Origin of the sequence: Streptomyces gobitricini (assembly GCF_039532985.1) — a bacterium.
Classification (GTDB): domain Bacteria; phylum Actinomycetota; class Actinomycetes; order Streptomycetales; family Streptomycetaceae; genus Streptomyces; species Streptomyces gobitricini.
Genome location: NZ_BAAASR010000003.1, coordinates 1 through 12,795, shown reverse-complemented (window position 1 = coordinate 12,795; position 12,795 = coordinate 1). Strand labels below are relative to the sequence as shown.

General features: G+C 71.9%; 15 protein-coding genes. 6 read left to right on the top strand and 9 right to left on the bottom strand.

Annotated features, from left to right (window positions below):
• Positions 1-22: 22 nt before the first annotated feature.
• The 3 genes from ABD347_RS04065 to ABD347_RS04055 form a co-directional block, all read right to left on the bottom strand.
• The gene (locus ABD347_RS04065; protein WP_344356737.1) at positions 23-304 is read right to left on the bottom strand and encodes a DUF1330 domain-containing protein; all 282 of its coding nucleotides are present in this window, start codon (positions 302-304) and stop codon (positions 23-25) included.
• Between the two features lie 220 nt (positions 305-524).
• Positions 525-1,790 (bottom strand): L,D-transpeptidase, encoded by a 1,266-nt coding sequence (locus ABD347_RS04060; protein WP_344356413.1) that lies wholly within the window; start codon positions 1,788-1,790, stop codon positions 525-527.
• A gap of 214 nt (positions 1,791-2,004) precedes the next feature.
• Positions 2,005-2,346: a hypothetical protein gene (locus ABD347_RS04055; RefSeq protein ID WP_344356411.1), complete on the bottom strand. Its 342-nt coding sequence runs from the start codon at positions 2,344-2,346 to the stop codon at positions 2,005-2,007.
• Between the two features lie 106 nt (positions 2,347-2,452).
• On the opposite strand from ABD347_RS04055, the gene ABD347_RS04050 reads away from it, so the two are divergent.
• Positions 2,453-2,743, top strand: coding sequence for a hypothetical protein (locus ABD347_RS04050; protein WP_344356409.1), 291 nt, complete (start codon positions 2,453-2,455; stop codon positions 2,741-2,743).
• 30 nt (positions 2,744-2,773) lie between these two features.
• Here ABD347_RS04050 and hutH read toward each other — a convergent pair whose 3' ends face one another.
• The 5 genes from hutH to ABD347_RS04025 form a co-directional block, all read right to left on the bottom strand.
• Entirely contained in the window at positions 2,774-4,315 is a 1,542-nt protein-coding gene (hutH, locus tag ABD347_RS04045; protein ID WP_344356735.1) for a histidine ammonia-lyase, read from the bottom strand.
• Positions 4,316-4,535: 220 nt separating this feature from the next.
• On the bottom strand, positions 4,536-5,837 hold the full coding sequence (locus ABD347_RS04040; RefSeq protein ID WP_344356408.1) for a GGDEF domain-containing protein: 1,302 nt from the start codon (positions 5,835-5,837) through the stop codon (positions 4,536-4,538).
• A gap of 30 nt (positions 5,838-5,867) precedes the next feature.
• Positions 5,868-6,656, bottom strand: coding sequence for an enoyl-CoA hydratase/isomerase family protein (locus ABD347_RS04035; RefSeq protein ID WP_344356407.1), 789 nt, complete (start codon positions 6,654-6,656; stop codon positions 5,868-5,870).
• 39 nt (positions 6,657-6,695) lie between these two features.
• Positions 6,696-7,856, bottom strand: a complete 1,161-nt coding sequence (locus ABD347_RS04030) for an adenylate/guanylate cyclase domain-containing protein (protein WP_344356406.1) — start codon at positions 7,854-7,856, stop codon at positions 6,696-6,698.
• Between the two features lie 108 nt (positions 7,857-7,964).
• Positions 7,965-8,816, bottom strand: a complete 852-nt coding sequence (locus ABD347_RS04025) for a biotin--[acetyl-CoA-carboxylase] ligase (protein ID WP_344356405.1) — start codon at positions 8,814-8,816, stop codon at positions 7,965-7,967.
• A 109-nt stretch (positions 8,817-8,925) separates the two neighbouring features.
• Here ABD347_RS04025 and ABD347_RS04020 point away from each other — a divergent pair, with 109 nt between their 5' ends.
• The 4 genes from ABD347_RS04020 to ABD347_RS04005 all read left to right on the top strand — a co-directional run bounded on the left by ABD347_RS04020 (position 8,926) and on the right by ABD347_RS04005 (position 11,876).
• The gene (locus tag ABD347_RS04020) at positions 8,926-10,536 is read left to right on the top strand and encodes an acyl-CoA carboxylase subunit beta (RefSeq protein ID WP_344356404.1); all 1,611 of its coding nucleotides are present in this window, start codon (positions 8,926-8,928) and stop codon (positions 10,534-10,536) included.
• A gap of 10 nt (positions 10,537-10,546) precedes the next feature.
• Positions 10,547-10,756, top strand: a complete 210-nt coding sequence (locus ABD347_RS04015) for an acyl-CoA carboxylase epsilon subunit (protein WP_344356403.1) — start codon at positions 10,547-10,549, stop codon at positions 10,754-10,756.
• A gap of 314 nt (positions 10,757-11,070) precedes the next feature.
• Positions 11,071-11,199, top strand: coding sequence for a morphogenic membrane protein MmpB (gene mmpB / locus ABD347_RS04010; protein ID WP_344356402.1), 129 nt, complete (start codon positions 11,071-11,073; stop codon positions 11,197-11,199).
• Positions 11,200-11,267: 68 nt separating this feature from the next.
• Positions 11,268-11,876, top strand: coding sequence for a Maf family protein (locus ABD347_RS04005; protein WP_344356400.1), 609 nt, complete (start codon positions 11,268-11,270; stop codon positions 11,874-11,876).
• A gap of 15 nt (positions 11,877-11,891) precedes the next feature.
• Here ABD347_RS04005 and ABD347_RS04000 read toward each other — a convergent pair whose 3' ends face one another.
• The gene (locus ABD347_RS04000; RefSeq protein WP_344356398.1) at positions 11,892-12,335 is read right to left on the bottom strand and encodes a hypothetical protein; all 444 of its coding nucleotides are present in this window, start codon (positions 12,333-12,335) and stop codon (positions 11,892-11,894) included.
• A 356-nt stretch (positions 12,336-12,691) separates the two neighbouring features.
• Between ABD347_RS04000 and ABD347_RS03995 the strand changes: the two genes are divergently transcribed.
• Positions 12,692-12,795 (top strand): biotin carboxylase N-terminal domain-containing protein (locus ABD347_RS03995; protein WP_184742946.1); only part of this gene is annotated, 104 nt, incomplete at its 3' end.

The window sequence follows — 12,795 nt, the reverse complement described above, 5'->3', positions numbered from 1 at the left end:
CCCCCGGTCCGACGCGCGCCGGTCAGGGACGTGCCGCTCGCAGCAGCGCCGCCGTGGCCGAGGGGTCGCAGTCGGGGCCGACGCCGTCGACGAGCAGGACGTCGCCGGGCACGTGGCGGGTGGGCAGAGGGACGAGCCGCTGGTAGGCGTCGGAGTCGTACCACGCGCGCGCCCGGTCCATGGTGGGGAACCGGATGATCAAGAGCGCGGTGGTCCACGCGCCTTCGAGGACCTCCATGGCCGGCGCGCCGTGCACGAGGAACCGCCCGCCGAAGGGGTCGAGGGTGGCCTGGATGCGCTCCATGCAGGTGAGGACCTCGTCGTCGAGCACGGCCGGGGGCCGCAGGCTGCCGATGGCGTAGGCGGGCGCGGTGGCCGGCCTCGTGGCTGGCCGGCTGGGACGTCCGTCATCCTGCCGGGACGCGCGGGCGGGAGTCGATCACCCCCGAGATCATCGCCATCCCGGTACGACGGAGGCGGCGGCCCTCCGTGAGGAGGACCGCCGCCTTCGTCGTACCGGTGGATCAGACCGCGGAGCCGGCCTTCCACTCCGCCCAGCTCATGTTCCAGCCGTTGAGGCCGTTGTCCGGGGCGATGGTCTTGTCCTTGGAGTTCTTCACGACGACCACGTCACCGACGATGGAGTTGTCGTAGAACCACGCGCCGGGCTGCTTCGGGTCGTCCGCGCCCTTGGCGTCGTTGAGGCCCACGCAGCCGTGGCTGGTGTTGACCTTGCCGAAGATGGAGTCGGATCCCCAGTAGTTGCCGTGGATGAAGGTGCCCGACGTGGACAGCCGCATGGCGTGCGGCACGTCCTTGATGTCGTACTCGCCCTTGCCGTCCTCCTTGGTGAAGCCGACCGTCGAGCCGTCCATCCGGGTCTCCTTGAACTTCTCGGAGATCACCATCTGCCCGTTGTACGTCGGGGTCTCCGGCGCGCCGGCGGAGATCGGGATGGTCTTGATCGTCTTGCCGTCCTGGGTGACCGTCATGGTCTTGGCGGCGGCGTCGACGGTGGAGACCTGGTTGCGGCCGATCGTGAAGGTGACGGTCTTCTTCTGGACGCCGTAGACGCCGTCGGAGCCCTCGACGCCGTCGAGGTCCAGCTTCAGCGTGACCTTGGAGCCCTCGGCCCAGTAGTTCTCGGGGCGGAAGTCGAGACGCTGGGAGTTGAACCAGTGCCCGACGACCTCCTGGCCGCTGCTGGAGGAGACGTCGATGGCGGACTGCACGGTCTTCTTGTCCGTGATCGCCTTGTTGAAGTTGATGGAGACCGGCATGCCGACACCGACCGTGGAGCCGTCCTCGGGGGTGAAGTTCCCGATGAAGCTGTTCTCCCTGGAGACGGTGGTGAAGGAGGAGTTCTCGTGGGCCTCGCGGCCCTCGGAGTCCTTGGCCGTGACGGCGATCTTGTAGGTGGTCGCCCGCTCGAGCTGCTCGGTGGGCTTCCAGCTCGTGTTGTCGGCGGCCATCTCGCCCTTGACGGTCTTGCCGTCGGGGGAGGTCATGGTCACCTGGGTGAGCGTTCCCTCGCTGACGGTGACCTTGGCGTCGTCGTTGATGCCGGCGTTCTGCGCGCCGTTCTTGGGCGTGATCGCTATTCGGGCCTGTGAGGCGTCCTTCGCCGCCGCCGCGTCGACCTGGGACTGTGACGTCTTCGGACTGTCGGAGGCGTCGGCCTTCTCCTCACCGCCGGTGCAGCCGGTGAGCACAAGAACGCCGCCGAGCAGTGCGGACGCAGCCGTCAGACCCCTGCGCCGCTTGCTGTCCGTCATCACACGCTTCTCCATCGTCGCCGAATCCCTGCCAACTGTCTCAACAACACCCATAACAACCCGTCCAGTTCCCCAACAGGCATGGATGTGGGGAACACCACTGATCGACGCACCCGGGGGAGCCGCCGGTTCCCGATCTTCCCGGGGTACACGGACGCGCGGGAAACGGGCCCCGGACCCCACCCCGGGGGCGGCGGTCCGGGACTCGCGACGTGACAGAGCTCACACGCTACGGCCGTACGTCGTCGAGGTGGTCCTCATCATCCTCCTCGTCCAGGTCCCACATGTCCGCGTCGGAGCCGCGCTCGACCCGCTCGCTGGTCCACGACGCCCGGGCGAGTTCGACGCCGGGCACCCGGCCGACCAGATCGACCGGCTCGACGAGGTACGCGAGAGCTTCCGCTTCGTCTTCTCGTACCGCGGAGCGGGCGTGCGTACGCTCCTCGTCCGGCATGAATTCGTCGGCTTCCACGCGCTCCAGCGCGGCTCCGGCGAGTTGATCGAGGTCCGTCACTTCCAGCAGCAGTTCCACCCGAAGGCGCACATACCGTGATGTCTCAGCAGGGCTCATATGACGGAGCGTAAGCTGCCGGGACCCACGACTTTCCTACGACCCGCTGTGTTCATTAGCATCGGCGCAACAGCCAATTCTCGGTTCCGCAAGGGGATCTGAATCCGTGTCCGTCGCACGTCGACCGCTGCTGACCGCCACCGCCGCCGGGACCCTGCTCGGCGCGCTGTGGTTCGTCCCCTCGGCCAACGCCACCGCCGAACGGCCACCCGCGGAGCGGCACGAGACGAGAGCCTCCGCGGTGGCGTCCCCCACGGGGGCGCGCGGCGACCTCGTCCTCGCCGACACCGGAAGCGTGGACACCACCCCGTACCTCCTCGGGGGCGCCGCCTGCCTGGGGATCGGTACGGGGCTGGTGGCCTTCGCCGTACGCCGCGGGGCGCACACCGTCCTGTGACGGTGCGCGCCCCGCGCGTGGACGTCCGGGTCAGGCCAGCGGTCCGGTGACCTTCTCCACGGCCTCGACCAGCTTGCCCTCCCGTACGAAGGCGTCGGCGGCCTCCAGGTCGGGCGCGAGGAAACGATCCGGCCCGGGGCCCTGGACGCCGGCCGCGCGCAGCGCCTCGACGGCGGCGCGGGAGGCGGGCGCCGGCGTGAGCCCCTCGCGCAGCTCGATGGCCCGGGTCGCGGCGTACAGCTCGACGGCGATGATCCGGCCGAGGTTGCCCACGGCGGTGCGCAGCTTGCGGGCGGCCGACCAGCCCATCGAGACGTGGTCCTCCTGCATGGCGGAGGACGGGATGGAGTCGGCGGAGGCCGGGACGGCCAGCCGCTTCATCTCGCTGACCAGGGCGGCCTGCGTGTACTGGGCGATCATCAGGCCCGAGTCGACGCCCGCGTCGTCGGCGAGGAACGGCGGCAGCCCGTGGGAGCGGTTCTTGTCCAGCAGCCGGTCGGTGCGGCGCTCGGCGATGGAGCCGAGGTCGGCGGCGGCGATGGCGAGGAAGTCCAGTACGTAGGCGACGGGCGCGCCGTGGAAGTTGCCGTTGGACTCGACGCGCCCGTCGGGCAGGACGACCGGGTTGTCGACGGCGGAGGCGAGCTCGCGCTCGGCGACGAGCCGGGCGTGCGCCATGGTGTCGCGGCCCGCGCCGGCGACCTGGGGGGCGCAGCGCACCGAGTAGGCGTCCTGCACGCGCGGGGCCTCGTCCTGCTGGAAGTGGCCGGTGAGTCCGGAGCCCTGGAGCACGGCGAGCATGTTCGCGGCGGCGGCGCCCTGCCCGGGGTGCGGGCGGATGGCGTGCAGCTCGGGCGCGAGGACCTTCTCCGTGCCGAGGAGCGCCTCGAGCGACAGCGCGGCGGTGATGTCGGCGGACTTGTAGAGCCTGTCCAGGTCGGCCAGGGCCATGATCAGCATGCCGAGCATGCCGTCGGTGCCGTTGAGGAGGGCGAGGCCCTCCTTCTCGCGCAGCTCGACGGGGTCGATGCCGTGCTCGGCGAGGAGTTCGCCGGCGGGGCGGACGCGCCCGTCGGGGCCTTCGGCGTCGCCTTCGCCCATCAGGGTGAGCGCGCAGTGGCTGAGCGGCGCGAGGTCGCCGGAGCAGCCGAGGGAGCCGTACTCGTGGACGACCGGGGTGATCCCGGCGTTGAGCACGTCCGCCATGGCCTGGGCGACCTGGGGCCGGACCCCGGTGCGGCCGGAGCAGACGGTCTTCAGCCGCAGGAACATCAGGGCCCGTACGACCTCGCGCTCGACGGGCGCGCCCATGCCGGCGGCGTGCGAGCGCACGATGTTGCGCTGGAGCCGGGCCCGCAGTTCGGGGCTGATGTGCCGGGTGGCGAGCGCCCCGAAGCCGGTGGACACGCCGTAGACGGGCTCGGGCTTGGCGGCGAGGGCGTCGACGATCTCGCGGGCCTTGGCGAGCGCGGTGAGCGCCTCCGGGGAGAGCTCGACACGGGCGTTGCCGCGGGCCACGGCGATGACGTCCTGGGCGGTGGTACCGGACGTCCCCACCACGACTGTGTGCATATCCATATTCAGCAGCGTACGGACTGAATCCCAACGTGTCACTACCCCGGCTCACAGGAGCCCCTTACGCCCCTCCACCGCCAGAAGGCCCACCGGTCCCTCCAGCCCCCTCCGAGCGCTCGGCACCCTCAGCCCCTCCGGACCTCGCGGCGCCCCACTCCGGCCCCCTCCGGCCTCGGCCTCACTCCGCCCCATCAGCCCCCTTCACCCCCTCCGGCCCTCAGCCCCGCTCCCGCCCCGCAGCGCCTTCCGGCCCCTCCGCCTCGTCCGCACCCCGCTCCGCCCCCGCGTCCGGCACGGCCCCCGCGCCTCCAGGCGCGTCCACCGCCCGCGCCGTGTCCACCGCCGGTGGCGCGGGCAGCTCCGACAGGACGGCCGGGTCCGGCGGGGCGTCGCGGAAGCTGCGGCGGTCGCGGGAGGGGGCCGGGGGGTGGTCCGCGAGGGCGATCACCGTGCCGTCGCGGCCGGCCACCACCGGCTTGGGGGACCGAGCCGCCTTGGCCCGGTACTGCGCCGCGTCCGCCAGCCGGAACAGCCGCCGGGCCGACCGCACCGGTCCGATCGGGTCACCGGTCGACGCCACCCCGCACGCCACGCCCTCGCCCAGCTCCAGGTCACCGGCGCGTACGCACAGCTCGTCCGCGGCGGCCACCACCTCGTCCGCCTCGGGGCCCACCGACACCAGGCAGAACTCGTCACCGCCCAGCCGTGCCGCCAGCGCGCCCGGCAGCATCGCCCCGCAGTACGACAGGACCGAGCCGAACCGCTCCAGCAGCCGGTCCCCCACCGCGTGCCCATGGGTGTCGTTGACGCGCTTGAGGCCGTTGAGGTCGCACACCACCAGGCTGACCACCGTCCCGTCCGCCAGGAAACGCTCCACCGCCTCGTCCAGCCGCATGTCCACCGCCCGCCGGTTGGCGAGCCCGGTCAGCGGATCGGTGAAGGCCAGCCGGCGGACCTCCTCCAGCCGTTCGGTCTGCGCGATCCCCGCGGCGACCACCGACGCGAGGACGGTCGCGAAGTCCGCGTCATGGCGGTCGAACACCGGCGCGCCGACCGGCCGCGCCACGTACAGCTCGCCCCAGGCCCGGCCGTGCATCACTATCGGCGCGACGACACAACAGCCCCGGCCGCGCCGCCGCAGCGCCGCGACCCTGCCGCGCAGCGCCGCGTACCCCGGCCCACCGGGCGCTTCCCGCTCCTCGGCCGTCTCCACCCAGGCGTTCGGCTCCCCGCCGCCCGCCCACCGTTCGTGCAGGAACTCGGTGATCTCGCAGAACTGGTGGACCGGGTACGTCTCGGAGTCCGGGAACTCCTCCTCACCCGGCGCCCGCGCACCCGCGTTCACCAGCACCTTGAGCCGGCCCAGGTCGCGCTCCCACATCGAGAGCGCGGCGAACGACCCACCGAGCGCGTCCCGCGCGCCCAGCGCCGCCGCCCGCCAGGTCTCACGCGGAGTGTGCGCCGACGCCATGGCCTGCGCGAGCGCCACTACAGCGCGTAGCCGGACATCCTCACCCATTCCTCAAGCTTAGGGAGGATCCCCGACTTTTCACTCCCCGGGCCACTCCGGCTTCCGCTTCTCGTTGAACGCCGCCACTCCCTCGGCACGGTCTCCCGAGAAGGCCACCGACCGCCATGCCGCGTCCTCCACCTCAAGACCCGCCCGCAGGTCCAGGCCCTGGCCCAGCCGCATGGCCCGCTTGGCGGCCCGCAGCCCGACCGGCGAGTTCGCGGCGATCCGGGCGGCGAGCTCCATGGCGCCGGTCCGGGCGTCGTCCACGACCAGGTCCACCAGCCCCAGGGACTCCGCCTCGGCCGCCGCCACGCGCCGCGCCGTGAACACCAGCTCCGCCGCCCGCGCGGCGCCCACCCGGCGCGGCAGCAACTGCGTACCCCCACCGCCGGGAATGACACCCACCGACACCTCCGGCAGCCCGACGACCGCCGTCGAGTCGGCCACGATGATGTCGCACGCGAGCGCCAGCTCGAACCCCCCGCCCAGCGCGAAGCCGTGGACGGCGGCGACCGTCGGCATCGGCAGCTCCAGCACCCCGGTGTAGGCGCCGCGCGCCACCGGCCGCTGACGCACCAGCTCGGCGTCGCTCAGCGAGTTGCGCTCCTTGAGGTCGGCGCCCACGCAGAACGCCTTGTCGTTGGAGGAGGTCAGCACGGTCACGCGCGCCGAGGGGTCGGCGGCCAGCGCGTCACAGGCGGCGCCGAGGGAGCGGGCCATCTCCGTCGAGACGGCGTTCATGGCCTTGAGCCGGTCGAGGACCAGCTCCGCCACGTACTCATGACGTCGTACGGCGACGAACTCCCCGAAGCGCTGCTCGGACATGCGCGACACACCCTCCCGGTTAACGAACGTCAGCGACCGCTATCCGGGGATCTTAGGCTCCCGCCTCGTCAGCAGCCAGGGTTCGATCACGCCGAGCCCGCGCACCGGCCGCTGCCACATGGGCTGGAGCGCGAAGCGGTACGACGGCGGCGCCTCGCCCTCCTTCTCCGCGCGCGCCACCTCCTCCGCGACCTGGGCCTCCGACACCGGAGCCTCGCCCGTGCGCGACAGCTCCTTCGCGAACGCCCCGTCGACCAGGACCGCGTCCTTGGGCGCTATGGAGGTGAGCCGGCTCGCCAGGTTCACCGTCGTACCGAAGACGTCGCCCATCCGGGTCGTGACCGTGCCGAAGGCGATGCCGACGCGCAGCGCGGGCATCGTCTCGTCGTGGGTGAGCGTCTCGATGAGCCGCAGCGCGATCTCCGCGGCCGTACCGGCGTCGTCGGCCGCGTAGAGCACCTCGTCGCCGAGGGTCTTGATCAGGCGTCCGCCGTGCGCGGCGACCAGGTCGGCGGAGGTGGTCTCGAACGCCTCGACGAGCTCGCCCAGCTCCTCCTCCTCCAGGCGCCGGGTGAGCCGGGTGAAGCCGACGAGGTCCGCGAAGCCGACCGCCAGGCGCCGGTCCACCATCTCCTCGTCGTCGGCGGCCTGCACCACCCGCCCGGTCGCCGCCGCGAGCTGCCGCCGCCACACGTACACCAGGAACTCCTGGAGTTCCGGCAGCAACAGCTCGACCAGCGGATACGTGACCTCCGTGCGCGTCATACCCGGCTCGGGCGGCTCGGTGAGACCCTCCAGGAAGGAATCGATCTGCCATTCGGCCAGCCGGGCGGTGGTCTGACCGGTGGACCGGGCCACCTGCACCGCCATCGGCTCGCTCAGCAGGCCCGCCTCGACCAGGCCGGCCAGCCGCCGCAGCGCCAGCACGTCCGCCTCCGTCAGCGCCTTGGCCTGCCCGATGTCGGCGAAGCCCATGGCCCGCCAGAACCGGGAGGCCAGGTCCATGGACACGCCGGCGGTGCGAGCCGCCTGGAAGGGGGTGTAGCGGCGTTCGGCGCCGAGGATCAGCTGCTCCAGCCGGATGGCCAGGGGGTCGTCGGTCGGCTCAGCCGTGTGGTCGACGACATGGTGGGGGGTGGGGTACTCCGCCCCGCTCGGCCCGGAGCCGGACCCGTCCGAGTTCGCGTCGTCGACGGTCACCGGCCGCCTCCTGCCCGTTCCCTGCGCACTGTCCTGCCGATCTGTAGCTGGATCGTCGTCAACGATACGGCAGGTGTGCCCTGGCTCACGTCCCCACGGCCCAGCGCGTCAGTCCACCGGGCGCAGATGCACGACGTCGCCCGCGCCCACGGCCTCCCTTTCTCCGCCGGGCGGCGCCACCACCAGCCGGCCGTCGCCGTCGATCGCGACGGCCTCGCCGGTGAGCGTGCGGTCGCCGGGCAGCTCGGCCCGGACGGTACGGCCGAGGGTCGCGCAGCCCGCCGCGTACGCCTCCTGGAGCCCGGACGCCACCGGGTCCCCGCCCGCGGCGGTCCACCGGCCGTACCACTGCTCCAGGGAGCGCAGGACGGCGCGCAGCAGGGTGTCGCGGTCGGTGGAGATCGCGTTCGCGAGCAGGAGGGAGCCGGCGGTGGGTACGGGCAGCTCCTCCTCGTGGAGGGTGACGTTGAGGCCGACGCCCACGACGACGCCGTCGTCGCCGGCGCGCTCGGCGAGGATGCCGCCGGTCTTCCTCTCCTCGCCCCCGACCTTCACCATCAGGTCGTTGGGCCACTTCAGTGACATGTCGACACCGGCGGCGCGTGCCAGGCCGGTGGCGGCGGCGACACCGGTGAGCAGCGGCAGCCAGGCGAGACGGCTCACGGGGACGTCCGGCTTGAGCAGGACGGAGAAGAACAGCCCGGAGCGGGCGGGCGCGGACCAGACACGGTCCAGCCGGCCGCGCCCGGCCGTCTGCTCCTCGGCGACCAGCACGGCGCCCTCGGGGAGGGCGGCGGCGCGGGCGGCCAGGTCGGAGTTGGTGGAGCCGGTGGCGGGGACGATGTCGAGGGAGGTCCACCGGGACCCGGGCCGGAGGAGGGCGCGGCGCAGGGAGGCGGCGTTCAGGGGCGGTCGTTCGAGGTCCGACCAGGGGCTCCCTGGACCAAGTGAGGGCGTCATGCAAGCCAGCGTAGGTGTGGTAAACACCGCACTGCCGAACGGTATCGCCGCCGATACGCTACGGGTCAGTAGCCAACAAACCCGTGACCAGGCAGGGAGCGCCATCCCGATGTCCGAGCCGGCCAAGCCCCAAGAGCCCCAGAAGATCGACATCCATACGACCGCGGGCAAGCTCGCGGATCTGCAGCGCCGTATCGACGAGGCGACGCACGCGGGCTCCGAGCGCGCCGTCGAGAAGCAGCACGCGAAGGGCAAGTTGACGGCGCGGGAGCGGATCGCCCTGTTGCTGGACGAGGACTCCTTCGTCGAGCTGGACGAGTTCGCCCGGCACCGCTCCACCAGCTTCGGCCTGGAGAAGAACCGCCCGTACGGAGACGGTGTCGTCACCGGGTACGGAACGGTCGACGGCCGTCCCGTGGCGGTGTTCTCGCAGGACTTCACCGTCTTCGGCGGCGCTCTCGGCGAGGTGTTCGGACAGAAGATCATCAAGGTGATGGACTTCGCCCTGAAGACCGGCTGCCCGGTCATCGGCATCAACGACTCGGGCGGCGCCCGCATCCAGGAGGGCGTCATGGCCCTCGGCATGTACGGCGAGATCTTCCGCCGCAACACCCATGCCTCCGGCGTGATCCCGCAGATCAGCCTGGTGGTGGGGCCGTGCGCCGGAGGTGCCGTCTACTCCCCCGCCATCACCGACTTCACCGTGATGGTCGACCAGACCTCGCACATGTTCATCACGGGTCCCGACGTCATCAAGACGGTGACGGGCGAGGACGTGGGCTTCGAGGAGCTGGGCGGCGCCCGGACGCACAACACCGCCTCCGGCGTGGCGCACCACATGGCGGGGGACGAGAAGGACGCCATCGAGTACGTCAAGTCCCTGCTGTCCTACCTGCCGTCGAACAACCTCTCCGAGGCGCCCGTCTTCCCCGAGGAGGCGGACCTCGAGGTGAGTGCCGAGGACCGCGAGCTGGACGTCCTCATCCCGGACTCGGCGAACCAGCCGTACGACATGCACACCGTCATCGAGCACGCCCTGGACGACGGTGAGTTCCTGGAGACCCAGGCGATGTTCGCGCCGAACATCCTCACCGGCTTCGGGCGGGTCGAGGGGCATCCGGTCGGCATCGTCGCCAACCAGCCGATGCAGTTCGCCGGCTGTCTGGACATCGCCGCCTCCGAGAAGGCGGCCCGCTTCGTCCGCACCTGCGACGCGTTCAACATCCCGGTCCTCACCTTCGTCGACGTGCCCGGCTTCCTGCCGGGCGTCGGCCAGGAGCACGAGGGCATCATCCGGCGCGGCGCCAAGCTGATCTACGCGTACGCCGAGGCGACCGTCCCGCTGATCACCGTGATCACGCGCAAGGCGTTCGGCGGGGCGTACGACGTCATGGGCTCCAAGCACCTGGGCGCCGACCTCAACCTGGCGTGGCCGACCGCGCAGATCGCGGTGATGGGCGCGCAGGGCGCGGTCAACATCCTGCACCGCCGCACCATCGAGGCGGCGAAGGACCCGGACGAGGCGGCGGCGACCCGGGCGCGGCTGATCCAGGAGTACGAGGACGCCCTGCTCAACCCGTACACGGCGGCCGAGCGCGGTTACATCGACGCGGTGGTCATGCCGTCCGAGACCCGGACCCAGATCGTCAAGGGCCTGCGTCAGCTGCGCACGAAGCGGGAAAACCTGCCTCCGAAGAAGCACGGCAACATCCCCCTCTAAGGAGCCCCCCATGATCAAGGTTCTGCGGGGCAACCCGACCCCGGAGGAGCTGGCCGCCGCCCTGGCGGTGGTCCAGGCGCGGGCCGCCGCGACCGCCTCGGCGGCCTCCGGTGGCGCGGAGCGCGTCCCCGAAGGCTGGTCGGACCCGTCGAGGATCGCCCGGAGCAGCCGCCCCCACCCCGGCCCGCGGTCGTGGGCGCGCTCCTACTGGCCCGCCTAGCCGTCACTGCGGCGGAGCGGCGGCGGCCCCCGCCCGGGCGACGCGGTCCGTCCGTGTCGTCGGGACGGAGGCCGTACGCGTACGCGAGGTTCAGCCGCCCGGGCCGGGCCGGCACGAGCCGCTCAGCGCCGCCACCACCGCCGCTGACCACCGCCGCTGACCGCCGCCGCTCACCGCCACCGAACGCGCGGTCGCGGCGGCGCCCGCGGCGACCGGTGCGAGGGGTTGACCACCCCCGGATTAGTCCGTTGGCACCGTGGCGCCTGAGTACGCGTACTCAGGCGCCGTGCGGACCGCGCCCGCACGATCGAGGAATGCTCTGGTCCGACCCCGAGAACGAACCCCCCGACGAGATGCGCGACATGCAGGCGATGCTGCGCCGCGCGGGGATTGTGCTGGCCCTGGCGATGGTGCTGGCGATGTTCGCGGTGGGGCTGCACTGACCTGTACCGCCCCGCCCCGCCCCGCCGAAGGCTCCGCCGCCCGGGGGGCCTTCCGTACGATGGCGCCCATGACTGCTGCTCAGCGCCGCCGCCTCGTCCTGGCCTCCGCGTCCCCCGCCCGCCTCGGCCTGCTGCGCCAGGCCGGGCTCGCCCCCGAGGTGATCGTCAGCGGGGTGGACGAGGACAGGTTCACCGCCCCGACCCCGGCCGAACTGGCCCTCGCCCTCGCCGAGGCCAAGGCCGCCCACGTGGCCGCCAAGCCGGAGGTGAGCGGCGCGCTGGTGATCGGCTGCGACTCGGTGCTGGAACTGGACAAGCAGGCCCTGGGCAAGCCCTCGGACGCCGAGGAGGCCACCGCCCGCTGGAAGGCGATGCGCGGCCGCGCCGGCATCCTCCAGACCGGCCACTGCGTCTACGACACGGCCGCCAAGCGGTACGCCTCCGCGACCGCCTCCACCCTGGTCCGCTTCGGTGACCCGACGGACGAGGAGATCGCGGCGTACGTCGCCAGCGGCGAGCCCCTCCACGTGGCCGGCGCGTTCACCCTGGACGGCCGCTCCGCCCCGTTCATCGACGGCATCGACGGCGACCCGGGCAATGTGATCGGGCTGTCGCTGCCGTTGCTCCGCCGCCTGCTCGGCGAACTGGGCGTCGCGATCACCGACCTGTGGGACTGACCCGCCGGACCCTCCTCACGCCGCCGCCACGCCGCCCCGCTCCACGGGCGGCGCGGGCTCCTCGTCCTCCGGCGCGTACAGCACCAGCGCCGCGACGACGAGCCCCAGCACGACCATCATGTACGCGAACGCCGCCCACCCGACCAGGCCCACCGCCACCGCGCCCAGCACCCCGTGCGTGATCGCGCAGGAGACGAGCAGGATGCGGACGGCCCGCCCCGGCGAGCGGTCCCGTACCCCGAGACGCACCAGCAACGCCCCGCACAGCGCCGTGTACGCCCCGAAGACCCCGCCCATGACCCAGACCGCGACGACCATCAGATCCGGGTCGAGACCGTCCAGCGACATCTTCTGTCCGGCGAGGACCTCCGCGAGGACCATGTGCAACAGCACCAGCCCCGCCGCCTCGAGGACGAGCACGATCCCGGCCGCCAGCGCTATCGGTCTGCGGGCCACCATGGGCGCTCCCCTGCCTGTTACCTGCCGCGACGAGTCGGTACGACGACAGCGCGCAGGCTACTGACTGGTAAACCTTGGGACAAGGGTTCTGACGGGGCGGCAAAGAATCATTCGCCCATTCGTAGGGACTCCACAAAGAATCAGGATGCCGCGCTGACCGGGAAGACAGAGACCTAGACCACACCCGCGGGTTACTGTTCCGTCAAGAAGCCCTGCGTAACGTGGTGCGACAAGGGATTTCACGACTCCACTACGCCTCGAATCACGCTCCGTGTGGGCAAGCTCACCATTGGGGACGGGTCGAAACGCCGTGTCGGCTGTCCCTAAACTCAGCTTGTTTCAAGGAGGGAGCCATCGTGCGCAAGGTGCTCATCGCCAACCGTGGCGAAATCGCTGTCCGTGTCGCCCGTGCTTGCCGGGATGCCGGGATCGGGAGTGTGGCGGTCTACGCCGATCCGGA

Bases quoted from the DNA above. Each gene is read 5' to 3' on its own strand.
- ABD347_RS04025 (WP_344356405.1), bottom strand. From the start codon at position 8,816: ATGACGCCCTCACTTGGTCCAGGGAGCCCCTGGTCGGACCTCGAACGA.
- hutH (WP_344356735.1), bottom strand. From the start codon at position 4,315: ATGCACACAGTCGTGGTGGGGACGTCCGGTACCACCGCCCAGGACGTC.
- ABD347_RS04060 (WP_344356413.1), bottom strand. From the start codon at position 1,790: ATGGAGAAGCGTGTGATGACGGACAGCAAGCGGCGCAGGGGTCTGACG.
- ABD347_RS04055 (WP_344356411.1), bottom strand. From the start codon at position 2,346: ATGAGCCCTGCTGAGACATCACGGTATGTGCGCCTTCGGGTGGAACTG.
- ABD347_RS04015 (WP_344356403.1), top strand. From the start codon at position 10,547: ATGATCAAGGTTCTGCGGGGCAACCCGACCCCGGAGGAGCTGGCCGCC.
- ABD347_RS04000 (WP_344356398.1), bottom strand. From the start codon at position 12,335: ATGGTGGCCCGCAGACCGATAGCGCTGGCGGCCGGGATCGTGCTCGTC.
- mmpB (WP_344356402.1), top strand. From the start codon at position 11,071: ATGCTCTGGTCCGACCCCGAGAACGAACCCCCCGACGAGATGCGCGAC.
- ABD347_RS04035 (WP_344356407.1), bottom strand. From the start codon at position 6,656: ATGTCCGAGCAGCGCTTCGGGGAGTTCGTCGCCGTACGACGTCATGAG.
- ABD347_RS04040 (WP_344356408.1), bottom strand. From the start codon at position 5,837: ATGGGTGAGGATGTCCGGCTACGCGCTGTAGTGGCGCTCGCGCAGGCC.
- ABD347_RS04065 (WP_344356737.1), bottom strand. From the start codon at position 304: ATGGAGCGCATCCAGGCCACCCTCGACCCCTTCGGCGGGCGGTTCCTC.
- ABD347_RS04005 (WP_344356400.1), top strand. From the start codon at position 11,268: ATGACTGCTGCTCAGCGCCGCCGCCTCGTCCTGGCCTCCGCGTCCCCC.
- ABD347_RS04020 (WP_344356404.1), top strand. From the start codon at position 8,926: ATGTCCGAGCCGGCCAAGCCCCAAGAGCCCCAGAAGATCGACATCCAT.